The organism is Bacillus sp. 123MFChir2 (genome assembly GCF_000383235.1).
GTDB lineage: Bacteria > Bacillota > Bacilli > Bacillales > Bacillaceae_G > Bacillus_A.
Map to the genome: position 1 here is coordinate 1 of NZ_KB910984.1, position 22,207 is coordinate 22,207.

The following is a 22,207-nucleotide window of genomic DNA, read 5'->3' on the forward strand; positions in this document are numbered from 1 at the left end:
TAGAGGAAAAGAATTTTCGTGTTATCAACGTGTAGAAAAAGATTTGGAAATCGCAGTGTTCTTTGCCGATCCTTATTCTTCCTGGCAACGTGGGAGTAACGAAAATGCAAATGGTCTATTACGTGAGTTTTACCCGAAAAAAACAGATTTGAGCCTTGTTTCACAAGAACAATTAAATCGAGCACTACTTCTTATAAATCAAAGACCAAGAAAATGTTTAGGTTGGAAAACTGCCCACGAAGCGTTTCAGGAGGAGCTGTCGCACTTAGATTGACAAACCGTCAAATAAAAAACTCTCACCCCCAAGATTAAAAATCTTGAGGACGAGAGTTGTGCTCATCGTGGTACCACCTCAGTTTATTAATATGTCACCATATCAACCTCTTCGGGTACGGCAAACTGCGTATACCCTATCTCTATAACGGGAGATCCCGTCGCATTATCCCTAATCAACTTAGTTCCATGCAAAGCTCCAAGTCTTTTTTCATTAAGAACGCTATCTCTCCTTCTCAGCTACCGGAGTTCTCTGTCACATAACATTTCTTAATTACTCTTCTCTTCATTGCTGTTAATATTTTCAATTTCTTAATTGTATCAATAATAATCAGAAAAATGATTATTGTCAATTATTTTTCTGATTATTATTTGTAGCAGGTTGCATCGTTTCACCAGTAGCGTACTTAAGTTAAAGGCTCTGTTAAGGGATATTGTCGATATTTGATACCTTTCGAATCTCTTAGTATAATCTCAATAAGAACGAATGTTCAGGAAAATCTTTAAGGGTGGCTAAGGCGCTTAGTAACTTGTTAAAATTTACCAATAAATTACCTCATACTAAAAAGGAACAAGTATATCAATGAGGAAAACACTTTGTAGATCCCATGGTGATCAGTTAAATTAATGAAATAAGAGAAACCCATTTTAAAGGTGCCGTAAACAAATATCTCGACAATTATCTTGATTGATTTTTTTGTAGATAATCGTAGTAACGAAAGCACAAAACAATATATTAAAGACTTTCTACTAACATCATTTGGATTTGGAGTGACTGAAACGTTTGACAGCATTCGATTGTCAAAATTCAATATGTAAACCTTTATTGGACTAACTCTTAATAGTTAAATAGCATATAAAAAAGAACCTCCAAATGAATGGAAGATTCTTTAGATTTCTTTTAAGTTACCTCTGAATAGCAGAACATTTACAACTACAAAATACAAAATAGATGCAAAAATGAAAACTTCATTATATCCGTTTTTACTAATGTAATAAAAAGTAGTAAATGGAACAAGTGCTGAAACTAATAAAGCCATTTTAGGATTCTTTTTTATGTTTAATGTAGCCAATACAACAGTACAAATAGTTATCAAAAGCATTATCCAACCCATAACATCACCTCGAAAAGTTGATAAAATTATTTACTTTATTTTACCATAAAATCACAATGATTATTGAACTATCAAAAAGTTTAGTCGAAAACAGGAAGCCTTTACAAAGTAGGCTTCCTTTAAATTTATCTAATTATCAACACTTAATTTTAACAGAGCCAAGTAAAAAGTAAATCACGTACCAAATCTTGACAAAATAAAACTTTTTCAGTAAGCTTACATAAATACTAAACGTTTAGTATTAAACGTTTTCTACTTTAACGGAGGGATAATGATGACAAGATTAATGGTACTTGGTTTATTAATGCAGTATGGTCCTATGTCTGGCTATGAATTACAGCAAGCCATGCAATCTGCACAAACGGATACGTGGGCAGGTGTTTTCCCAGCTTCCATTTACCATGCTTTGAAAAAAATGGACAAAGAAGGATTAGTGGAACTAGATACTGTTGAAAAAACAGGAAATCGTTCCAAGGCAATATATAGTATCACACCAGCTGGAAAAGATGAATTTTACAAGTTAATGATTGAATCTTTTCAGCAATCTTCGGTAGTTTTCCCAACTCATCTATATACAGCACTAACTTTTTTCACAGCTGATGCAGTTTCTGCCCCCAAAATTACAGTTGCTTTGCAGGAGCAAAAAAAAGAGATTCTAGATATGTTTGAAAATATGAAAGCAGGACAATCGATTAAAGAGAAAATGATTGACGTTCCAGAGCATGTAACTCTTATATTTGAAAATATTTATGAACAATGTGAGATGCAGCTTCGTTTTATCGAAAAGCTAGAAAAGAAGTTATCTATATTAGGAGAAAAGACCAGAGAGGAGGAAAAATGATGCACCCCCAAATAAAAATGTCTCGAATACAAAAAGCTGCTTTATGGATTGTAGCAGTGGCTGTCTTTACTGATATGCTTATTTATGGAATCATCGTACCCATCTTACCAAGCTACGCAAAAACGCTTGGGGCCACTCAAGCTGAAATTGGCTTTTTATTCGGTAGCTATGCAATTACTTTGCTGCTCGCTACTCCAATTTTAGGGTTGATCTCCGATAAAGTAGGAAGAAGACTCCCTATGATTCTAGGTTTGTTTGGATTAGCAGCTGCAACTTTGTTATTTGGATTTGCGAACAATTTTTGGTTATTGGTTGTAGCACGAATGCTACAAGGTATATCTGCCGCTGCAACATGGACAGCTGGGTTAGCCCTTCTTGCAGATGTATTCCCTCTAAAAGAACGCGGGAAAGCAATGGGGATAGCTTTATCCGGCCAAGCAATTGGGATGCTATTAGGTCCAACTATCGGTGGCTTTCTTTACCAATGGGGTGGCTATCACTTACCATTTATATTCGCAGCAGGAATCGCACTTATTGATGGTATATTACGAATCACATTACTTCATGATGAACCGAAACAGGATACTGAGCAACGCATTTCTTATCGTTCCATATTAAAGATGCACTCCTTATTTATGATTATCGGAATTATTATCATTGGAGCTGCCTTGCCTAGTGCTTTAGAGCCGACTCTTCCTTTATATTTACATAATGTTTTACACGCAAATTCAGGAACAATCGGACTTTTATTTGCAGTTCCTACACTCTCTTATGGATTTACTGCTCCAGTAATTGGGACACTGTCAAATAAGCTTGGCAGAAATCAAACAATGATTATTGGACTTATAATTGCTGCTCTTTGCTTTCCATTCTTAACACTCATTCCTAATATTATCGCTGTAATATTTGTTCTTGCTGTGCTAGGAATTAGCTTCAGTTTCTTATTAGCACCCGCTCTGCCAGAACTGACATATCTCGCAGATCAAAATGGCATTCGCGCATACGGTACACTCTTTGCTATTTATAATACAGCCTACTCTATTGGCATGTTCTTTGGTCCAACGTTAAGCGGAAGTTTATCTGATTTATTCGGATTAACAAATACACTGTACACCATTAGTTTTATTCTCCTATGTTATCTTGGGCTGTTTTTTTGGAAAATAAAAAAACAAGCGTGACTATCCTATAACGTATTTTTATAAGGTTTAACGTTAGATTAAAAATGTATCCAAGATACCATCTCACGGTTAGTAAAATAATACCAGGCAGATAATGCTTCCATTTGAACAAATTTTGATTTTCCATACCGATTACATCCCTTTTTTAGAGTACTAGCATTAATATGTCCAAAATTCAGAGATTAATTGCTATTATCTTGAGGTTTTTGCACCAAAACCAAGCGCTGCTTTTTCCCATTATTGGCGTTTATCATATAAACATTGTACGAAAGTTTGTTATCCCTATTAAGTAGAAACTTGCTATATAGAATAATTTTTTTATATGATAAAGTGGACTTATGTTTAAATGAAAAAAGGAGAGTGACCCAGATGACAAACCAAAATGAAACGAACGCTTTACCACCAAAAACATGTACGATTGAACGTCTCATCACGATTCAGGAGGACATTGAAAAAGTGCTTGCAGGACAGAAAACAGCAACTCGCCGCAACGGGAGATATGCGGATGTCGGGGAAGTGATGGAGCTTCAAGGTCACCGGTATGTTGTGGAGAAGGTCTATTCGCAGTCACTTGGTGAATTGACTGATGAGCATGCCCGTCAAGAAGGCTATGCGAATGTGGAGGAATATAAGCAATCTATCCTGTCTCTTCACCCTGGTATGCCATGGCTGCCAAATATGAGAGTTTGGGTTCATGAGTTCCATCCCATCGAAGGTTAATGTGATATAAGGATGGACATGTTGTATCGACTGCTTCTGTATGTACATATTTTCAGTGTAATCTTATCCATCGGCCCGTTTTTTGTATTGCTTCCGCTCATCAAAAAATTGCGGGCTTCAGAGACTCGCGCGCAGCAGGCTTATCTGGATGTATTCCGATTTTCGGTAAGGCTGGCCAAACATGCCGGGCATGTGCTGGTTGCATCCGGGGTTCTGCTTGTACTGGCGGGCCCTTGGACTTGGAAGACTCCTTGGATAGTGATGACCCTTATTCTTATGGCGAGTTCATTATTTTTCCTGGCCCGCGCCTTTTCGCCGACCATTCGGAAATTCGGCGAAAAGGGCCAAGACAAAGACGCCTTGATTCAATTGTTACGGCGTTCTGTTTGGATTTACATTGTTCTTTTAATGGCGATGTTATGGTTCATGGTGACAAAGCCTGTGTTGTGGCAGGGGTGATAGATTTAGGACGAATAGCAGCTTTATGTGATTGCCGTTTGAATTCGCTAGGCGGCATGGAACAAGGACAAGCCAAAACTGGCTTGTCCTTGTTGTAGTTACGTTTTGAAGAGGTGATGGAATAGCATTTTACAATCTAGGCCTATTCCCCCATCGCTATCAAGTTAAGAAATACATTCTTCCGCAAAATGAAAAAAACGAACTAAATTTCTAGGGACAACTATGACAGGATGAAGTTTTCATTTTGGGGATACTTCAAAATCTTAGGTTGATGGGCAAAAGACGGTACCTTCCCTTAAAGTTTTTTAAACCTAATTGGACTTACCATTAAGAGAGCGAGGATTAAGGTAATCCATGCATTACTATATGAAAACAATCCCATGACAGCCAATGGTAATCCAGCAGCTGGAATAGGTAACCCCATAAAATACCCAATGGTTGGTTTAACACTAAATTTAGCTAATCTTAAAGCACCCATCGTCGGGAAGAGGATAAATGCCAAAGAAGTTAAAATAGATGGTGCCGCTATCGAATGAAACAGAAGTGCAGGAGCAACCCCAAAACTAACAATATCAGCTAAAGAATCCAATTCTACGCCAAACTCACTATTCACTTTTAACTTTCTCGCAATCCTTCCATCAAGAAGATCTAAAACAGCCGAAAAGAAAATAAAAATGCAGGCTGCTTCCAAAAAGCCGCTCATATTTAAGGTAATTGAAAAAACACCGCATAATAAATTTCCAATCGTAAATAAATTAGGTATAGATTTTACTATCCAATTATACAAAATTGTCCCTCCTAAGTTTATAAAACTTCCTATTTATGTAGCATTTTCTATATATTCTCCTGTTATTCTGAAAAATACATGACTAGTGTACGCTAAGCATATTTCAACATAAAATGTATTATTGATTTGAGGCACTCCATTCAATTTGAAAGATGACTGCACAATAAATTAAATATAAAGTAACGGATTACCTGTCAATTTCGACAGGTTTTTTTAGTACAATCCTAAATTACAGCTTGCGGAATAGAACGGGATGAAGCATATGAATTAGAAGATAAACCAGAACCTGTGTTATTGAGCTAACTGTGCAGTTTAGGTGAAGAAGCAGGATTGATGAAATATTTGAAGAAATTATATTTAACAAATTTAAAAGTGGTGATAAAGACATTTATGTTGAAGAAAATAAACCTCATGTAAGAGCAGATCTCATTGTTAATGGAACTAAATAAATGTTTTTTCATTTAACGGGTAGCATTTCTTGAATAAGTATTCATTTCCCTAAGTCCATTAAAATGCCAAAAATCCCTGCTTCTTGATTGAAATCAGGAATTTTTTCTATGTCTAATGATTGTAGTTTATTTTGAAAATACTACACTACATTAAAAACAAATAAAGATATTTAATGACAAAAGACACACCTAAAAATATTTAATGTCGACTTTCCCAATTAATGTACAATAATTGCACGAATATACACTATATATAAATTAAGAGCAGAATTCTTTTCGTATTAATGATGAAATAAAAGTGAAACTATAAATTCTGAAGGGGTAATTGGTATGAAAATCGCGATAATAGCCGACATTCACGGAAATAAAGATGCCTTACAAGCTGTACTAACAGATATTAATAACCGAGGGATTCAATCTATTTATAATTTAGGAGATAGCTTATACGGTCCTTTATTTCCACTGGAAACCTATGATCTTTTAATGAACCAAAATATTCAAAGTATTAAAGGAAATTGTGATCGAATTTTATTAGAGCCTAATACGTCTAATGTAACAGTTCAATATGTACAGAATTTATTAGAGGATAAGCATAAAACGTGGATTTCTAATCTACCTAACTTCTTACAAACAGATGATTTCTATTTTTGTCATGGAACACCGACAAGTGATGAAATGTATTTGTTAGAGGAAATAAACTCTAATGGAGCAATGCTGAAAAAGACAGAAGATATAATAAAATTAGTAAGCGGTATCCCACAAAGGCTAATTTTTTGTGCACATACACATATACCAAGAGTCATTCATCTTCCAAATGATAAAATTATTATTAATCCTGGAAGTGTTGGGCTACCCGCTTATGAAGATGAATTACCAATCTATCATAAAATGGAATCAGGTTCACCATTTGCTAATTATGCAATTGCTACAAAACAAGAAGATGATTGGATGATAGAGCAATTACATATTCCATATAATCGAGATGAAGCAATTAACAAAAGCGAAAAAAACGGTCGCTTAGATTGGGCTAGAGCATTGAAAACAGGAAGAATTTAAAATAAAAGAATTTTAGTAGAAAATGTGATAATCGAATTAAACAATTTCATTATCCATTTTTTATAATTATAATGTGATTGATTGGAATTTAAACCACTTTAAAGAGCCTTACTAAAACCAAAATGTAGTAAGGCTCTAACTATTTCAGGTGAAAATTAATCCTCTACACAAAAGGTTCGCTTTCCCCTATTTACCGCTTCTCTCACAAACGTAAAATTAATTTTGTCTATAAACATCTGCCGCCAACTCTTGTAGTAAAAGTTTATTAATTACTTCAAAATAACTCCCCTTCTTTTCTAACACTCCTTTATCACAAAGAATATTTAATGTTCGCAGTAAATGTCGGTAACTTGTTCCTAACAACTCCGATATCTCGGTTAAATTTCCTTGAAATACCATTGTATTCTTTTCATTTTCAACACTTTCACCTGTCGCCAGAATATAACTCGCTAATCGATTCTCAAGTGGATAAAGTAAATTAATGGAGCTATTTTGAGCAAGTCTTGCAAGTTTATGTGCTAACGAATCACAAATAAAACTTAAAAAGGTTGCATCATGAAGTAAACGCGTTCTAATTTTTTCTAATGGAATGCCAATGCAATATGAATCCTCTATCACCTGGACATTCGAAAACGTTTTTTGAGAACGAACTAATTCTACATCTCCCATAACTTCAAACCCATTATAAAAAGTTAATAATAACGATTTACCGTTACTTAAAGTCGTATACACCTTTGCTTTTCCATCTACAAAAAAGTAAAGGTAATGAAGTGTTTCATTTTCTCTACATATATATTCATTCTTTTTAAATAACAACAACTCCATCACAGACTTTATGTCATGACTAAAAAAATCTTCAATATTATTATTTTGAATATACTCATCTAACTTCTTCGAATCATATATTTTTTTCATAAATTCTCCAAATCCCCTCTTCACTATGACATATGTCATAATATACAATACTTCAATCATGGTAAATTAACTTTAAAAATGCAAGGGGGAAATGCTATGTATAAATTACTTTCCGCATTTATCGGTGCTCTCATCGCGCTGATGATTCCACTAAATGGCATACTAGCAGAAGTTATAGGAAATTATAACGCTAGTGTTCTTATTCATATCGTTGGATTAATTGCGGTTATTATCATTTTATTAGTGGGTAAATTTAAAATTAAGATTCGTAAAGGAATTCCGCTTTACTTATATAGCGCAGGAGCTATCGGGGTGTTCACCGTACTCTTTACCAATGTTAGCTTTTCAACACTCGGTGTATCCTTAACAATCGCTTTAGGCTTACTCGGTCAGTCGATTACTTCTATTGTCATCGATCATTTTGGATTATTAGGAATGAAGGCTGTGAAGTTTGAAAAAAAGAAAATAGTCGGTTTATTACTGATCGCTTCTGGAATTATTGTAATGAATATTTATTAATGGAGGAGAAAAGATGTTATATATATGTATTGCCATTTTAGCTGGCTGCTCTATTGTAATTGCTAGGGTGATAAATGCGAATTTAGCAACTCAAATCGGAATTTTCCAAGGTACTTTTTTCAACTATGTTACTGGTCTCGCTTTTTCGTTGCTGTTTTTAGTTTTTAGTAATGAATCTTTTAACATGTCCTACACCACATTGCAGTCCATACCGTTTCTTGCTTATTTAGGAGGGTTGGTAGGTGTTGTAGTAATTGGATTATCAAACTATATTATTCCTAAAATATCTTCCTTCTATTTGACATTACTCATTTTTATCAGTCAATTAGGTATGGGCATTATCCTTGATTTTTTCAAATCATATGAAATATCGATTGGTAAGATAGTTGGTGGTTTGTTAGTATTAATGGGACTGACATATAATTTGATTATTGATCGAACAGATATATCTGTTCAAAGTAAGAAACAAGCCTATTGAGGCTTGTTTCTTATAAATTTATTTGCATATTATTTTCTAATAAATTCAACTTATAAATACTAAATTTCTCCGTCCACAATAGTTCTTAATTTGAATAGTAGCAGAAAAAATCCCAAAAATTCTGACCATCTTATAAATCCCTTTTCTTTACAAATATTTTGATTTTTCCATCTGTTTTGTCCACTCATTGTAAAAAAAGAGTTCGTATGAGGCATATAGAGAAAAAACAGGTAAACCTACAGTTGTAATCTATGTTTATAACTAGTTTGATTTACTTCTTTCTTTGTTTAAAATAAAATCAACTACTACCTTAGGAGCATCATCTTTAAGTCTGTAACCTTCACCGGATTCTTTTACTACAGAGACCTTATCTTTATCATTAATTAAAACGAAAAGAGTTTCTTTTGAACCGTTTTTGAAATTAATTTCCATTTCTATTGAAGATTTTTTTGCCTTTTTATCAAACTGAGATTTAATTGGTGAACCATCTTTTATAGTTTTGACAATATCTTTAATTAAGGATTCATTCGAAGTTAGAGACCTGTTGGTTATTAAATGACCATTACCATTTTGTGATTTTAATATGTTTATATCTTCTATTTCGCTATCTTTTAGTAAATTTAATTCCACTTGTTGTTCTTTCTCATTTATTACTATAGATGATTTTGCTTCTTTAGAAGAACATCCGATTAAACTAAAAAGTAAAACAATTACAAAATAGTAGAAGCATTTTTGTTTATTATTTCTCATTTTAAAATCCCTTTCCTCCCCAAAATACCATTATATATCTATGTATACAATTTTATCCTTTTTTGAATTAAAATGCATCTTAAATTTCTAATATTATTCCTTTTTTATCCTCGTTAATAAAAATCTTTAGTGGTGTTGTTCTTTACTATAAGGGGTATCGACGCATACCCATCATCTTAAAAATTTCTTTGTTGCCTAAAACGAGAATCTCGCATTTGTTTAGTCTAAGAATGTTAAGTATTTGGTTTTAGCAGGGCAATTTTTTTTGTTCTCCCCCAGAATGGCGTTATAATCCCTTCTAGGTTATTTATGTAATCCCTTTCCCTTAAACTCTTTCCAAATTTCTTCTATGAAAAGATTTGGATGATGGTAATTAGCACGATGTAAGATATCTATATATTCAAGGTTGTTTTTGAAAAAACGAGAAGAATATGCTTGTCTGAACGTTACGTTTGTAGCAGCTTTAAATTTTGGATCAGCAAAAATCAGTTCTTTTAACCGCTGTACTTCTTGATCAGCCTTTGCACGGCGATTCATTTTAATTTCTTCTAATTTTTCCTCTGGTATTTCCTGTATCGCTGTTTCAATAATATTTTCCAATGTTTCTTCATAAATAGAAGAGTCATCATCTTTAATAGTATGGTTATAGAATAAAAATCCCTCCTTTATATAATATATTAATAAACTATATGGTTTATCAAAGTCGATTTCTTTTATCGTTTTATTATGTTTAGCAATCTTCAATCTTATTTGTGATTGTATTATTTCTTCATATTCTTCGTACATATACTGATCTTCATCAGAGATAATATAGTTTTCCTCGTATTCAAACTCATATTCAAAGAATAATAATTTGTTATCTATATGTACCTGAAATTCTAGAAAATCTTTTATATTTGGTATTTCTACTTTATTGATTTCTGAACTTAGATCCACTTTTCCCTCGATAAGAAAAAACCCCATATCTTGAGCTTCTTTTTTCAATTCATTTGGTAGCAATACATGTCCATCCATAAATTCCCTCCTAAATTATTTTCATATTTTTCTCTAAGCTATATATCATCACAAATTAATTTTCACATTTATCGTTTCTCATGTGGAGTAAAATCAGGAAAATGTAGATCTACAACGATAAGGGGTATTGCCCCATAACAACAAAAATATTGTAATTACTCAGTCACTCTATGAAAGACCGATAGAAAATCATTTTTTTTAGTGGTCGAGATGAACTGGTCTCCTCCCCTAAAAAAAGTGATTTTTATGTCATTTTTTCAATTTGTATTTATATATTTTGTGACATGCTAAAAAACTAAAGTAATGAAAGAGACCGTTATCAACGATCTCTTTCATTAACATTGTACTTCACTCATTAAAGCATGTGTATTACCTTCTATATCTTTAAAGAATGCCATCCATGTTTCTATTTGTCCCATTTTCGCTACAATATGTGGTTCATCGATAAAAGTAATTTCCTTGCTTAATAGATCTATATACGTCTCTTTAATATTTTCAACTTGAAAATAAATGACTGAACTAGATTGAACAAATTTCTCTTTTTCTGGGAGGCTTAAAAAGAGACGCAACCCGTTACATTCAAAGAATGCCATACTATCAGTAGTAAATAACAGTGATAATCCAAGCTTGTCTTTATAAAAGTGAATTGCTCTATCTAAATCTTTAACTGGTACCCCAATTTGGGCAATTTTTTGAATCATAGTAGTTTCCAATGAGAATTCCCCTTTCAAATATCATTTCATTCTAAGAATATACGATCAAACTTTGTATTTCTTATCCAAAATCACCTTTTTTCGAAACTCAATAGGAGAAACCCCAACATGTTGTTTAAACATTTTGCTAAAAGATACAGGGTTTTGTAATCCCAGTTCAAATGTTATATCAGTCATATTGAAATCTAGTTGTGTTAAAAGCTTTTTCGCTTTTCGAATTCTAAACTCTGATATGTGCTGATGAGGTGTCTTACCATATATTTGTGAGTATGTTCTTAACAAATGGTTTGGCGATAAACAAGCAATTTGGGCAATTTCATTCAATTTAATTGTTTTATCATAATAGGCCCTTATATATTCATGTGCGATACTAATCCTTCTATACAATTCTTCTCTTGTAGAATTACGTATTGCTCTTAATGCTTCGACCTCTTTCCATGCGTCAAATTGTTCAAATAGAATGATTTGCATTAACTTATGAAATTGTTCTTCATAACCAACTGGATCATTCTCAAGAATAAATAAATTCTCTTTAAATTTTATTATTTGAGACAATAAAATCTCACTTGTATCATAAGTTTTTTCAAAGAAACCGATATCGTTCCTATCCTTAAAAGGATCGCTAAGAAGTCTATTATTTGATTCTCTTAATGAGTTTAAAATCTCCTCTCCAAATCCCTCTCTAAAAAAGATACAGAAAGATTCTACTTCCTTATTTTCATCAATCGAGATGGTATAAGATCCTTCATTAAGAAGTAAATATCTACTTTCCTCGACAGCAAAAAAACCTTTATTAGTCTTGTAATGTGCTTTTCCGTTAGAAAATGTTTTAATAGATAATTGACCGTTCCCTTCCCAATAAAACTGCTTACTTTTTGCATGTAAAGCAAAATTAGTAGAATCCATATAATTCATAATACCGTCTCCGTAAGAATGTAATTATAATTTTCAGATTACTTAATTATACATAATAATGGAAGATTAGCAAAAAATCGTTTACTTTCCTCACCAATCCATTACAGACCAATTATTATATAATAAGCATGAAAAAGGAGTGATCCTTATGACCACTCCTTTCCACTGAACGATTTACTTCCACTTGATTGTAAAAACTTCAGTTTTTCAATTACAAGGGTATCTACTCCAAATGAATGGATCCATCTCATAACTTCATACAATGTTTCTTGTATGATAAAGTCTCGTTTGTTCGCAGATACGGACATCATGCATTCAAAACACTTTAGAAGCACGAAAGTTTCCTTTTTCATGAATAATCGTCACAGACAAGTTATCTGGATTCATATCCATTCCTGCAACACCTTTTGAAAAATCAAGTTTTGCTGTTATTTCTTCTTCTAAAGTGCAATGAACTTCGTATCTGCCATTTCTTCGTTTTAAACGAATGGAATAGGATTCACCTGTTTCCAAATAAGAAGCGATGGTACATACAAATTTCTCAGGAAAACGAGCAAAAGTACATTTCGATCTTGTGCCGCTTGTTTATAATGCCTCAAAGTTAGTGGTAGATCGAATCAACAAAAAAATGAAAGAAATGAATCAAGCCGCTTAGCATTTTCCAAAAACCTACTTCTAAAATTCTGCCAATCCAACTCAAGAAAAGAAACAATCGTGAAATTGATTCAATTATTCGAGAGATGAATATACTCTTCTATATCCGTAATAATTTAATCAACAGATTGCTGCCAAAATTTAGGGCTAGAAAGATCAATATTAAAGTAGTCATATACTAATTCTTCAACTGGCCTTTTTCCAGTTTCACTTAAGAACCTTTTATATTTCGAATTAAATTCACTACCATCTTGCTTTGCGATGGCTAACAGACCTAAACCTAATAGATAACCAAAAGTATAAGGATAATTATAATAAGGAACGGTAGGTTCATAAAAATGCCATATTCCATCCAAACAAAAGGTTGATTAAATTTTTTTCTTATCCAATGATTTATGTGAGCCGTCACAGTTAGGTTGCTTTTGAGATAGCCCACAAGTACAATCATTTAATCCCTTTCCATCAAGAATTTTCTGGATATTTTTTCCGATCCTTGACTCTCGAGTTTTGGATTGTTTTGGTTGAGAAAAATAAAAAATGTATGCTCTTTGCCGTCCCGGTGTCAATGATTCAAAAGCAGTTTTAAAAGTAGGTATTTCATCGAATTTATTTTGAAGTTCTTCAGGAATTATGAATTCTTTATGCTCTTTCTTTTTCACTTCCAAACCGGATTTTTCAACTTCAATGGCTTCATAAATATAGGCTTTCAAGATAGGTTCCATTTCAACTATTTCTTTAACATTGGTGAACCGAATCTGGCGCGCCGCCTGTACATTCTCCGTTTGTTGGATTAGAATCCCCTGGGCATCCTGTAACAAGGCACCTTTGTGAAACAAAAGCGCACAATATTCTTTAAATCCATGTATTACAACTATGTTTTTTTTCTCAAACGTGTAACAAGGATGCATCCATTTAAATTCTTCGGTTAGCTCACAGTCAAGAACGATATTTCTCAACTTTTCATATTCTTCCTTCCACTTCTTGGCTGTATTTAAAAATTCTTCAATCTCAAATTTTTCCCATAATCCACTTAGCAAGCTTTCTTCATTTTCAAGCAAGATGCATCTAAACAATTAATACCCTTGGCAATTAATTAATTTATTTTCATATAACACTTTCGCACCAGGATTTGTTTCTAGAACACCAAGTTCCACTCTTTCAAGCATTAACCAATTATCTGTAAGGTCAAGTACTTTTGTAAGTAATGTTTTCCCAATTCCTTTATTATGATATTCACTATCTACTCCAATAAATAAATCTCCCGAATGCGATCTTCGGCCTTGCCCTTGCGTTAATCCTACAAATCCAACAACGTTACCATCAAGCTCAGCAACAAATTCAAATTGATTAGGTCCTAAATTGCGAATCCTATTTTCCATAGCGTCTACCCGCATACTCGGTAGGAAAACCATATATGGCAAAACTGCATCTTGTATGCAAATCTGATGAATTGCGCTAGCATCTTGTACTCGAACAGGTCGAATAGTTACTTCCATTACAACATCTCCTTCAATAAAAAATAAAAGTATGTTGGAATATTCTACAAAACGCCTAAAGATTCCTATTTAGTCCTAACTCATTCTTTTTATTCCTTATCAAATTCGACAGACTTTTTCTTTTTAAATTGTTCATCAAAACTCAAAAAAACTTGAGAAAAAAATTATTTGAATTTTCAGTATTCTAATAATAAAAACTTAATGGTACTATAAATTTACCGTTTTTCAATTTTTTGTTAGGGGGAAAGAATGATGAAGAAAAAAAGTCTAGCGTTCATGTTAGCAACTGGAATGGCAGTGACAACGTTCGGGGGAACAAACTCTGCCTTTGCAGATTCACAGAATGTACTTTCCACAAAGAAATACAATGAGACTACTCAGTCTCCAGAGTTTGTATCAGGAAACCTAACAAGCGAGTCAGGAAAGAAAGCAGAATCTATTGTATTTGATTATTTAAACGCCGCTAAAAAAGATTATAAACTAGGCGAAAAAAGTGCAGAAGAATCTTTTAAAGTACAAAAAGTTGTAAAAGATCCTATTGGAGAAGCAACCGTTGTCCGCTTACAGCAAATGTATGAAGGTGTACCCGTATGGGGATTTACTCAAGTTGCTCACATTGGAAAAGATGGTGTATTAAAGGTTGTATCAGGAACAGTTGCGCCTGATTTAGATAAGAAAGAGAAGCTAAAAAATAAAAATAAAATTGACGGAAAACAAGCAATTGCAGCTGCACAAAAAGACTTAGGGCTGAATCCAAAATATGAAGTAGAGCCGTCGGCGAACTTATTTGTATATCAAAATGGTGAGGAAACAACATACACATATGTTGTGAAGTTAAACTTCTTAGATCCAGAGCCAGGAAACTATTATTATTTCATTGAAGCGGATAGCGGTAAAGTACTGAATAAATACAATACAATTCATAATGCTAATACTGAAAATAATGAACCGATTCAACCTGTAACAGGAACAAATAAAGTTGGAACAGGTAAAGGGGTATTAGGAGATACAAAATCTATTAATACAACATTATCTAGATCTAGCTATTATTTACAAGACAATACACATGGCGCAACAATTTACACATATGATGCAAAGAATCGTACGACCCTTCCAGGAACTTTATGGGCAGATACAGATAACATCTTTAATGCTACCCGTGATGCGGCAGCAGTGGATGCACATTATTATGCAGGTGTAACATATGATTATTATAAGAAAACCTTTAGCCGCAACTCTTATAATGACGCTGGTGCACCGTTAAAATCTACGGTTCATTATGGAAGAAGTTATAACAATGCCTTCTGGAATGGATCACAAATGGTGTACGGTGATGGAGATGGATATACATTCATTCCACTTTCTGGAGGGATTGATGTTATCGGACATGAATTAACGCATGCCGTTACAGAATATAGTTCAAACCTTATTTATCAAAATGAGTCTGGTGCATTAAATGAAGCTATTTCAGATATCTTTGGTACGTTAGTAGAATACTATGATAACCGCAACCCAGATTGGGAAGTTGGAGAAGATATATATACCCCTGGTACAGCTGGGGATGCGCTTCGTTCGATGAGTGATCCAACAAAATATGGTGACCCAGATCATTACTCTAAACGCTATACAGGTACAAGTGATAATGGTGGCGTTCATACAAATAGCGGTATTATCAATAAAGCTGCTTACTTATTAGCAAATGGCGGAACACATTATGGTGTAACCGTAAATGGTATTGGTAAAGATAAAGTAGGCGCAATTTACTATCGTGCAAATACAGTATACTTAACTGAATCTACAACTTTTAGTCAAGCACGCGCTGCTTTAGTACAAGCAACAGCTGATTTATACGGCGCAAACTCTGCTGAAGTGACAGCGGTAAAACAGTCATATGATGCAGTTGGTGTGAAATAGGTACCACTTCCTTTTATATAGTGAAAGAGGCTGTCCAGAAAGTGAAACTTTTAGGACAGCCTCTTCGCTTTCGTATAGACTTCCTTATAAAACGCCATAACCCAAAACACGTTTAGTCACTTTTAAATCACATTCATTCATGTGCGATTACATAAATGCTAATACTATGTACCCTACTCTATTATTAAATAAACCCTTTTCTTGACGTTATTGCGTACCTTCAAATGCATAGAAAGCTGGTATTTTAGTAGAATCAGTATGTATTTTTAGCCTCTCATATAAAGACGGCATGGATTCCTTTACGGTTTCATTATTTGCCCATTTAACTTCTACAATATCATTATCTGGATCATTAATGTTTATTTCACCATCAATAATTCTTGCATAAAAAGTAATGATTAAAGCATGATGGCCTCTGTCTTCAAAAAGCATTTCCCTAACTGAATGTAATCTATCCACAGCAATATTATATCCTGTTTCCTCTTTTAGTTCGCGAATTACAGCCTCTTCTAAAGTCTCATCTCCTTCAACTGCCCCTCCAGGGAGACTCCAATAAAAAGAATCCCCTTTTCTGTTCTTAACTATTAATATATTTTCATTATTATCATAAATTACAGCTGAAACTACATTCACTCTTTTCAAAATAACCCCTCCTTTGGAATTTATTTCACAATAACAACTAAATCAATTATACTAGAAGCAAAATTAAGAATGAAGATTAGTTTTTTTAATATTGAATCTATTTTTAAGAGCATTAAGTTCCTCTATAGTAGTGAATAAGAAAAGCAGTATTTCGAAAAGAGCAGCCCTGTTCATCAAATCATTGGTTAACTAAATGATTATTGGGTATTCATCACAACGGTGTAGGGATATATTTAGCTGGTCCTGTATTATACTGGACACGGATGGGAATGGAAAATCTGGTGTGCTAGTTGCCACAATAATCATATCTACATCTTCCTCTTTTTTATTATATCTGTGCATTAAATCTTTTACGGCAGATACACATAAATCACTGGTACATTCATCAGGACGAGTTATTCTCCGTTCATGAATTCCAGTTCTTTGAACAATCCACTCATTATTTGTTTCAACCATTTGCTCAAGCTCAAAATTTGTTAATTTCTTTTCAGGTACATAAGTACCAATAGCTGTAATTTTTGCTTTTGACCTCATTTGTTTGTCTCCCTTTACTATTATTATGCTTATAGTTATAATCTAATATTAGTACTAGATTCTAATTGTTTTCAATAATTAGCAATTTAAATAATGGTAATTAAATACCACTTGTGAAAGTATAAAGGAGAGGGATTTATGTTCAATACTCAACAAATTAAAGAAATTATTCCACATCGTTACCCGCTTTTATTAATTGATCGCATTCTTGAAATAGAGGAAGGAAAACGCGCAGTTGGCATTAAAAATGTTACTGCTAATGAAGAGTTCTTTAATGGTCACTTTCCAGATTATCCAGTAATGCCGGGTGTTCTAATTGTAGAAGCGTTGGCACAAGTAAGTGCAGTTATTATGTTAATGAAAGATGAAAATCGAGGAAAGATTGGGTTATTTGCTGGTATTGACGGTTGTCGTTTCAAGAAACAAGTCCACCCTGGAGATCAATTACGTTTAGAAGTAGAAATAACAAGAGTCCGTGGTTTAATCGCAAAAGCAAATGCTGTTGCTTTTGTAGATGGAGAAATCGCTTGTGAAGCAGAAGTTACATTCGCTCTTTACAACAATAAGAAAGCCTAAAGATTCATTATAATCTTTACCTTCTTTTCTATAAAATCCACTCTTTTTCTCTTACACAAAAAATCACCTCTTAAGATTGTGATATCTTAAGAGGTGATTTTTATCAAACTTTTTTATAAACCTACACTACATCCCAATCAACTTCCTGGTTATTACCATCATTACAAATGTATAAAAGGTAAAGATTCTTTCCTCCGCGCTATTCTTCCGGTGTTATCCAAACAATTTGCTGCATCCGAATAAAGAACGGTGTATCTTCCTCTTCAATTACAATATGGTCTGGTTTGACGGCCTTTAACATGCCTTGCAAACTGCCGCGCATTGTATCGACAACAACATTTTTCCCGACAATCATTTGTAATGTTTGCACAACGTATGGATCCACGCTAGAAACTACTTCTCCGCTCAACTGATAACCATTTCGAAAATCTCCGTACACATCTTCGTATGAATAATCCATTTATTATCCCCCTCTTTCTACAATTCGCTTGTATTGTATGAAAGGAAATAGACTGATGTGCCTATCTCAAAAAGAAACGAGATGCCATCATTACGGCATCTCGATATATATTACAAGCTAGAAGGTTTGCTGCTCCTAACTTATGATTCCCATTTATACGTCCAAAATTGTTCACCTTGTAACCATTTTATCGTCGCTGGATCTTGTTTTTGTAGCTTTGCTTCCATTTCTTCTAACATTGCTTCTGTTTGCGAACGATGTGCTCGAAGCGCTGTTAATTTTTGTGGTAATACGTCACTTATATCGTTAACAACATCTGGCTTCCCTAACACTTCTTCACGATTTTTTGTGATGGCCACTGCATGAATAACTGGACGTTCTTCTTTTGGCATACGTTCTACCGCACGAACAGCTGCACGTCCAAATGCATTGTGATCTGGATGTACGCCGTGCTCGGGATAAAATGTAATGATTAAAGATGGATTCACATCACGAATTACTGCTTCAATTTTATCTGCTACAAATTCAACGTCTTCAAATTCTAACGTTTTATCATGAAAGCCCAGTAAGCGTAAATCTTCAATTCCCATCGCTTTGCATGCTTCTTCTAATTCCCGTTTACGAATGCTCGGAATCGTTTCACGATTGGCAAATACGTTTTTCCCCATGTTCCGTCCCATTTGCCCAAGTGTCCCGCAAGCATACGTAACAGGGACTCCATTATTTCGATATTGACGAATTGTTCCTCCCGCCGCAAATGATTCATCATCTGGATGCGGAAATACTACAAGTACGTGTCTTTCCATAATCTCCACTCCTTATACAAACGGCGTTAAGCTTAATTGTAGTGCAACTGCTAGACGCCCTTTTTCATCATGGCCTGCTAATAAAAGACGATTTTTTTCATCTTTTTCCCAATGTGTCACACCTTCTGCATACACCCAACCATGCTCCATTTTTAACCCTATACGATATGGATTCGACCCAGTAATCTTACCACGTTCAAAGCGAATCACTGCATTACGAATGAATGCGCCAACTGTCATCGCTTTTTCATTTACATGCGAAGCATATGCACCATTTGTCGTTTCTAAATGAAGGTATACATCTTGATTTAGAAAACGTTCAATTTCGCTTTGTATGACAGAAGTATCTGTTATTATTTCCATCGGATTTCACCTCTTTTAATCAGTTTACGAAAAAACAATGTAAATTGCTATCTCTTATAATAGAGGACAATAATTACTTTGCATACTTTTTTGCTTTTTTATTTTTTATATTTATTACGGTATGTGAAATTATTTATCTTTTTTGATGTGTTCAGTATTTTCATTTCTTTCTGTATGTGAATTTGCTACAATAAAATTTATGCAGATGGATATATTTCGACATGTTTATACAATACTATGTATAGGATTCTTAAAAAGAAGGTGAACACTTTGGATCATTCAGCACATGAAGTTACAAACTGGCAATACTATTTTGCCATTGCTGTATTTTTAATCACATATGGCTTTATAATCTCTGAAAAAATTAACCGTGCTGTTATTGCTTTACTTGGCGCTTCCATTATGGTGATTATGGGAATAGTAGATCTACATACTGCCTTTACTACACATATTCAATGGGAAACAATCACTCTATTAATTGGAATGATGATTCTCGTACATATTACAAGTCAATCTGGCGTCTTTGAATATGTGGCAATTAAAGCTGCTAAAGCTGCGGGCGGAAAGCCAATTCGAATTTTACTACTTTTATCCCTATTAACCGCAGTTGGTTCTGCATTTTTAGACAATGTAACGACGGTTTTATTAGTTGTACCTGTTACATTATCGATTACGCGTATTTTGAAGGTACCTCCTGTTCCGTTTTTAATTTCAGAAGTATTATTTTCGAATCTCGGCGGAACGGCAACGCTTATTGGCGATCCTCCAAACATTATGATTGGATCTGCAAATAAGCATCTTGATTTTAATGCATTTTTACTGAATTTAGCACCGATTGTTATTATTATTTCTGCTGTTACGTTACTTATTATATATATCATGTATCGTAACAAATTAAAAACAACTAACGAACAAATTCAGAAATTGATGTCTTTAAATGAAACTGATTATATTCGCGACCGCAGCTTACTCGTTAAGTCTTTATCCATTTTAGGACTAACAATACTTGGATTTATTTTCCATTCTATTATTCATGTCGATGCTGCCGTTATCGCTCTACTTGGCGCTGTCCTTTTAATGCTAATCGGTGTAAAAGAGCACGAAATAGAAAATGTATTTGCACATATTGAATGGGTAACGATTTTCTTCTTTGCAGGTTTATTCGTTCTTGTCGGTGCACTTGTTGATATCGGGCTTATTTCCTCACTTGCCAAAAAGGTATTGGACATAACAAATGGAGATATCGGTTATGCATCTATCTTAATTTTATGGGTATCCGGGGCTGCTTCTGCCACAATTGATAACATTCCGTTTGTCGCAACAATGATTCCGCTTATTCAAAACTTAGCAAGCGGACTTGGACTTTCAGCGGATTCTCAGCAAATTGAAGTACTATGGTGGGCATTATCACTTGGAGCTTGCTTAGGAGGAAACGGCACGCTAATTGGTGCTTCTGCCAACGTCGTTGTAGCAGGTATTGCCAAACGTGAAGGATGTGGTTTCTCATACATGGATTTCTTAAAAATTGGGTTACCATTAACAATTGTTGCACTACTTTTATCACATGCATATATTTATTTACGCTATTTAATGTAAAAAGGTTTGCGGCTTAAGCTGCAAACCTTTCTTTTTCACCAAAAGATACCGATAATTGCAAGAGCACCTAAAATTAAGCCGCCAACTTCTCCAACCATTTTTGGTGTCCATTCGATTCCTTTTTTCATTTGCACAACTGGCCTTTCATGACGTAGTTGCTGTACTTCTGATTGCAGTTGATGAATGGAACCATGCAACTCTTTCACAAGTTCCTTTAATTCTACTATTTCTTCTTCAGCTGACTTCCTTTTTTCTAAATTCATTTTCAAATCACCTTCTAAATCAATAGATTAAATAATGTCGGATTGTGATTGATAACCAACTTTTTTAACCGCTGTTCCGTCCACAAATGAATCAATATGAGGAAGCATGACAACCTCTCCTTGCGCAAACGCCTCTTTCATCGAAGCAGCACCTTCTGGTTCCACCCCAATAATTTTCGTTAAAGGACTAATCCCTTTTATGTATGTTCTAACTCCTGCCGCTAAGCCTCCTCCGCCAATTCCTATAAACATGTAATCAATCTTACAATCCGTATCATGTAAACTTTCTACACCAACCGTCACTTGTCCTGCAATGACCCTTGGATCATCAAACGGATGAATAAATGTTAATCCGAAATTTTTACATTTTTTTACAACCCGTCCATATGAGCTGTCAAATGTATCTCCTTGCAATATTACCTCTACGTATTCTCCTGGTTTAAAAAACTTATAAAAATCTATCAAAACGTTGGCGAACCAAGACAAAAGCCAACTACCGAAAAGGAATCTCACCTTTTTCCTGTCCGCAAGGCTATCACCTTCTCATTCACCTACTGTGAAAGAATAACGGCAGGTTCCTGTTAGGAACGGTCTTGTATTGCGCATAATCATTCATCCGAGTCAACTATACGCAAAGGGATATAAGTTTTAAACCAGGTTCCCTCCCTTCTTGATTTGAAATAAAATTTGTTGATTACTCATATACACTGTTTTATGAAGG

Annotated in this window: 27 protein-coding genes, 4 pseudogenes and 1 other annotated feature; of the genes and pseudogenes, 12 read left to right on the plus strand and 19 right to left on the minus strand. The window is 34.2% G+C overall.

Features of this window, described 5'->3' with window-relative positions:
* Together H280_RS24085 and H280_RS25915 are read left to right on the plus strand one after the other, a co-directional pair.
* Positions 1–274 (plus strand): IS30 family transposase (locus H280_RS24085; RefSeq protein WP_020062627.1); only part of this gene is annotated, 274 nt, incomplete at its 5' end.
* A gap of 42 nt (positions 275–316) precedes the next feature.
* Positions 317–572, minus strand: a binding site (T-box leader).
* 348 nt (positions 573–920) lie between these two features.
* A pseudogene (locus H280_RS25915) lies at positions 921–1,092 on the plus strand (IS1595 family transposase); the annotation flags it as partial.
* A gap of 71 nt (positions 1,093–1,163) precedes the next feature.
* Here the strand turns inward: H280_RS25915 and H280_RS0120810 are convergent.
* Positions 1,164–1,388 (minus strand): hypothetical protein, encoded by a 225-nt coding sequence (locus H280_RS0120810; RefSeq protein WP_020063049.1) that lies wholly within the window; start codon positions 1,386–1,388, stop codon positions 1,164–1,166.
* A gap of 274 nt (positions 1,389–1,662) precedes the next feature.
* Here H280_RS0120810 and H280_RS0120815 point away from each other — a divergent pair, with 274 nt between their 5' ends.
* Positions 1,663–2,229 carry a PadR family transcriptional regulator gene (locus H280_RS0120815; RefSeq protein WP_020063050.1) on the plus strand — a complete coding sequence of 189 codons (567 nt, stop codon included), beginning with the start codon at positions 1,663–1,665 and terminating at the stop codon, positions 2,227–2,229.
* Complete coding sequence (locus tag H280_RS0120820; RefSeq protein ID WP_020063051.1) at positions 2,229–3,407, plus strand: MFS transporter; 1,179 nt, start codon at positions 2,229–2,231, stop codon at positions 3,405–3,407. The genes H280_RS0120815 and H280_RS0120820 overlap by 1 nt, the downstream gene beginning before the upstream one ends.
* A 46-nt stretch (positions 3,408–3,453) precedes the next feature.
* Here the strand turns inward: H280_RS0120820 and H280_RS25920 are convergent.
* Positions 3,454–3,534, minus strand: a pseudogene (locus H280_RS25920) (IS6 family transposase); the annotation flags it as partial.
* Between the two features lie 242 nt (positions 3,535–3,776).
* Here H280_RS25920 and H280_RS0120825 point away from each other — a divergent pair.
* Positions 3,777–4,127: an ASCH domain-containing protein gene (locus tag H280_RS0120825; RefSeq protein WP_016100186.1), complete on the plus strand. Its 351-nt coding sequence runs from the start codon at positions 3,777–3,779 to the stop codon at positions 4,125–4,127.
* An 18-nt stretch (positions 4,128–4,145) separates the two neighbouring features.
* Positions 4,146–4,586, plus strand: coding sequence for a DUF2269 family protein (locus H280_RS0120830; protein WP_028411330.1), 441 nt, complete (start codon positions 4,146–4,148; stop codon positions 4,584–4,586).
* A gap of 295 nt (positions 4,587–4,881) precedes the next feature.
* Here H280_RS0120830 and pssA read toward each other — a convergent pair whose 3' ends face one another.
* Entirely contained in the window at positions 4,882–5,373 is a 492-nt protein-coding gene (pssA, locus tag H280_RS0120835) for a CDP-diacylglycerol--serine O-phosphatidyltransferase (protein ID WP_020063053.1), read from the minus strand.
* Between the two features lie 779 nt (positions 5,374–6,152).
* Here pssA and H280_RS0120840 point away from each other — a divergent pair.
* Complete coding sequence (locus H280_RS0120840; RefSeq protein WP_020063054.1) at positions 6,153–6,878, plus strand: metallophosphoesterase family protein; 726 nt, start codon at positions 6,153–6,155, stop codon at positions 6,876–6,878.
* A 216-nt stretch (positions 6,879–7,094) separates the two neighbouring features.
* Here H280_RS0120840 and yeiL read toward each other — a convergent pair whose 3' ends face one another.
* On the minus strand, positions 7,095–7,793 hold the full coding sequence (gene yeiL, locus H280_RS0120845; RefSeq protein WP_020063055.1) for a transcriptional regulator YeiL: 699 nt from the start codon (positions 7,791–7,793) through the stop codon (positions 7,095–7,097).
* 96 nt (positions 7,794–7,889) lie between these two features.
* On the opposite strand from yeiL, the gene H280_RS0120850 reads away from it, so the two are divergent.
* Positions 7,890–8,312 (plus strand): DMT family transporter, encoded by a 423-nt coding sequence (locus H280_RS0120850; RefSeq protein WP_020063056.1) that lies wholly within the window; start codon positions 7,890–7,892, stop codon positions 8,310–8,312.
* Between the two features lie 13 nt (positions 8,313–8,325).
* Positions 8,326–8,790 carry a DMT family transporter gene (locus tag H280_RS0120855; protein WP_020063057.1) on the plus strand — a complete coding sequence of 155 codons (465 nt, stop codon included), beginning with the start codon at positions 8,326–8,328 and terminating at the stop codon, positions 8,788–8,790.
* Positions 8,791–9,051: 261 nt separating this feature from the next.
* Here H280_RS0120855 and H280_RS0120860 read toward each other — a convergent pair whose 3' ends face one another.
* From H280_RS0120860 to H280_RS0120895, 8 genes and pseudogenes are all read right to left on the minus strand, one after another.
* Positions 9,052–9,540 (minus strand): hypothetical protein, encoded by a 489-nt coding sequence (locus tag H280_RS0120860; protein WP_020063058.1) that lies wholly within the window; start codon positions 9,538–9,540, stop codon positions 9,052–9,054.
* A gap of 303 nt (positions 9,541–9,843) precedes the next feature.
* The gene (locus H280_RS0120865; protein WP_020063059.1) at positions 9,844–10,554 is read right to left on the minus strand and encodes a hypothetical protein; all 711 of its coding nucleotides are present in this window, start codon (positions 10,552–10,554) and stop codon (positions 9,844–9,846) included.
* 335 nt (positions 10,555–10,889) lie between these two features.
* Positions 10,890–11,267 carry a VOC family protein gene (locus tag H280_RS0120870; RefSeq protein ID WP_020063060.1) on the minus strand — a complete coding sequence of 126 codons (378 nt, stop codon included), beginning with the start codon at positions 11,265–11,267 and terminating at the stop codon, positions 10,890–10,892.
* Positions 11,268–11,312: 45 nt separating this feature from the next.
* Positions 11,313–12,182, minus strand: coding sequence for a helix-turn-helix domain-containing protein (locus H280_RS0120875; protein WP_020063061.1), 870 nt, complete (start codon positions 12,180–12,182; stop codon positions 11,313–11,315).
* A gap of 146 nt (positions 12,183–12,328) precedes the next feature.
* A complete protein-coding gene (locus H280_RS25925; RefSeq protein WP_155895039.1) occupies positions 12,329–12,493 on the minus strand; it encodes a hypothetical protein in 165 nt (54 codons plus the stop codon).
* A 4-nt stretch (positions 12,494–12,497) separates the two neighbouring features.
* A complete protein-coding gene (locus tag H280_RS0120880; RefSeq protein WP_020063062.1) occupies positions 12,498–12,695 on the minus strand; it encodes a hypothetical protein in 198 nt (65 codons plus the stop codon).
* Between the two features lie 509 nt (positions 12,696–13,204).
* On the minus strand, positions 13,205–13,873 hold the full coding sequence (locus H280_RS24090) for a DUF1801 domain-containing protein (RefSeq protein WP_081625714.1): 669 nt from the start codon (positions 13,871–13,873) through the stop codon (positions 13,205–13,207).
* A 66-nt stretch (positions 13,874–13,939) separates the two neighbouring features.
* Positions 13,940–14,332, minus strand: a pseudogene (locus H280_RS0120895) (GNAT family N-acetyltransferase); the annotation flags it as partial.
* 252 nt (positions 14,333–14,584) lie between these two features.
* Here H280_RS0120895 and H280_RS0120900 point away from each other — a divergent pair.
* Positions 14,585–16,246 carry a M4 family metallopeptidase gene (locus H280_RS0120900; RefSeq protein WP_020063065.1) on the plus strand — a complete coding sequence of 554 codons (1,662 nt, stop codon included), beginning with the start codon at positions 14,585–14,587 and terminating at the stop codon, positions 16,244–16,246.
* A gap of 207 nt (positions 16,247–16,453) precedes the next feature.
* Here the strand turns inward: H280_RS0120900 and H280_RS0120905 are convergent, their stop codons facing one another.
* Entirely contained in the window at positions 16,454–16,879 is a 426-nt protein-coding gene (locus H280_RS0120905) for an NUDIX hydrolase (protein WP_331271155.1), read from the minus strand.
* A gap of 234 nt (positions 16,880–17,113) precedes the next feature.
* Positions 17,114–17,422: pseudogene (locus H280_RS0120910) on the minus strand (ketoacyl-ACP synthase III); the annotation flags it as partial.
* Positions 17,423–17,560: 138 nt separating this feature from the next.
* Between H280_RS0120910 and fabZ the strand changes: the two are divergent.
* Positions 17,561–17,998 carry a 3-hydroxyacyl-ACP dehydratase FabZ gene (fabZ, locus tag H280_RS0120915; RefSeq protein WP_020063068.1) on the plus strand — a complete coding sequence of 146 codons (438 nt, stop codon included), beginning with the start codon at positions 17,561–17,563 and terminating at the stop codon, positions 17,996–17,998.
* A 199-nt stretch (positions 17,999–18,197) separates the two neighbouring features.
* On the opposite strand, the gene H280_RS0120920 is transcribed toward fabZ, so the two are convergent.
* The 3 genes from H280_RS0120920 to H280_RS0120930 form a co-directional block, all read right to left on the minus strand.
* Positions 18,198–18,458, minus strand: a complete 261-nt coding sequence (locus tag H280_RS0120920) for a YuzF family protein (RefSeq protein WP_020063069.1) — start codon at positions 18,456–18,458, stop codon at positions 18,198–18,200.
* Positions 18,459–18,598: 140 nt separating this feature from the next.
* The gene (gene bshB2 / locus H280_RS0120925) at positions 18,599–19,264 is read right to left on the minus strand and encodes a bacillithiol biosynthesis deacetylase BshB2 (RefSeq protein WP_020063070.1); all 666 of its coding nucleotides are present in this window, start codon (positions 19,262–19,264) and stop codon (positions 18,599–18,601) included.
* Positions 19,265–19,276: 12 nt separating this feature from the next.
* Positions 19,277–19,627 (minus strand): YojF family protein, encoded by a 351-nt coding sequence (locus tag H280_RS0120930; protein ID WP_020063071.1) that lies wholly within the window; start codon positions 19,625–19,627, stop codon positions 19,277–19,279.
* A gap of 270 nt (positions 19,628–19,897) precedes the next feature.
* Here H280_RS0120930 and H280_RS0120935 point away from each other — a divergent pair, with 270 nt between their 5' ends.
* On the plus strand, positions 19,898–21,223 hold the full coding sequence (locus H280_RS0120935) for an ArsB/NhaD family transporter (RefSeq protein WP_020063072.1): 1,326 nt from the start codon (positions 19,898–19,900) through the stop codon (positions 21,221–21,223).
* A 35-nt stretch (positions 21,224–21,258) separates the two neighbouring features.
* Here H280_RS0120935 and H280_RS0120940 read toward each other — a convergent pair whose 3' ends face one another.
* Together H280_RS0120940 and H280_RS0120945 are read right to left on the minus strand one after the other, a co-directional pair.
* Positions 21,259–21,486, minus strand: a complete 228-nt coding sequence (locus H280_RS0120940) for a hypothetical protein (protein WP_020063073.1) — start codon at positions 21,484–21,486, stop codon at positions 21,259–21,261.
* A 27-nt stretch (positions 21,487–21,513) separates the two neighbouring features.
* Complete coding sequence (locus tag H280_RS0120945; protein ID WP_020063074.1) at positions 21,514–21,900, minus strand: pyridoxal-phosphate dependent enzyme; 387 nt, start codon at positions 21,898–21,900, stop codon at positions 21,514–21,516.
* Between the last annotated feature and the right edge of the window lie 307 nt (positions 21,901–22,207).

Bases quoted from the DNA above. Each gene is read 5' to 3' on its own strand.
- H280_RS0120850 (WP_020063056.1), top strand. From the start codon at position 7,890: ATGTATAAATTACTTTCCGCATTTATCGGTGCTCTCATCGCGCTGATG.
- H280_RS0120940 (WP_020063073.1), bottom strand. From the start codon at position 21,486: ATGAATTTAGAAAAAAGGAAGTCAGCTGAAGAAGAAATAGTAGAATTA.
- H280_RS0120815 (WP_020063050.1), top strand. From the start codon at position 1,663: ATGACAAGATTAATGGTACTTGGTTTATTAATGCAGTATGGTCCTATG.
- H280_RS0120860 (WP_020063058.1), bottom strand. From the start codon at position 9,540: ATGAGAAATAATAAACAAAAATGCTTCTACTATTTTGTAATTGTTTTA.
- H280_RS0120865 (WP_020063059.1), bottom strand. From the start codon at position 10,554: ATGGATGGACATGTATTGCTACCAAATGAATTGAAAAAAGAAGCTCAA.
- bshB2 (WP_020063070.1), bottom strand. From the start codon at position 19,264: ATGGAAAGACACGTACTTGTAGTATTTCCGCATCCAGATGATGAATCA.
- H280_RS0120900 (WP_020063065.1), top strand. From the start codon at position 14,585: ATGAAGAAAAAAAGTCTAGCGTTCATGTTAGCAACTGGAATGGCAGTG.
- fabZ (WP_020063068.1), top strand. From the start codon at position 17,561: ATGTTCAATACTCAACAAATTAAAGAAATTATTCCACATCGTTACCCG.
- H280_RS0120855 (WP_020063057.1), top strand. From the start codon at position 8,326: ATGTTATATATATGTATTGCCATTTTAGCTGGCTGCTCTATTGTAATT.
- H280_RS0120875 (WP_020063061.1), bottom strand. From the start codon at position 12,182: ATGAATTATATGGATTCTACTAATTTTGCTTTACATGCAAAAAGTAAG.
- H280_RS0120830 (WP_028411330.1), top strand. From the start codon at position 4,146: ATGTTGTATCGACTGCTTCTGTATGTACATATTTTCAGTGTAATCTTA.
- H280_RS0120810 (WP_020063049.1), bottom strand. From the start codon at position 1,388: ATGGGTTGGATAATGCTTTTGATAACTATTTGTACTGTTGTATTGGCT.
- H280_RS0120820 (WP_020063051.1), top strand. From the start codon at position 2,229: ATGCACCCCCAAATAAAAATGTCTCGAATACAAAAAGCTGCTTTATGG.
- yeiL (WP_020063055.1), bottom strand. From the start codon at position 7,793: ATGAAAAAAATATATGATTCGAAGAAGTTAGATGAGTATATTCAAAAT.
- H280_RS0120920 (WP_020063069.1), bottom strand. From the start codon at position 18,458: ATGGATTATTCATACGAAGATGTGTACGGAGATTTTCGAAATGGTTAT.
- H280_RS0120840 (WP_020063054.1), top strand. From the start codon at position 6,153: ATGAAAATCGCGATAATAGCCGACATTCACGGAAATAAAGATGCCTTA.
- H280_RS0120930 (WP_020063071.1), bottom strand. From the start codon at position 19,627: ATGGAAATAATAACAGATACTTCTGTCATACAAAGCGAAATTGAACGT.
- H280_RS25925 (WP_155895039.1), bottom strand. From the start codon at position 12,493: ATGATGTCCGTATCTGCGAACAAACGAGACTTTATCATACAAGAAACA.
- H280_RS0120825 (WP_016100186.1), top strand. From the start codon at position 3,777: ATGACAAACCAAAATGAAACGAACGCTTTACCACCAAAAACATGTACG.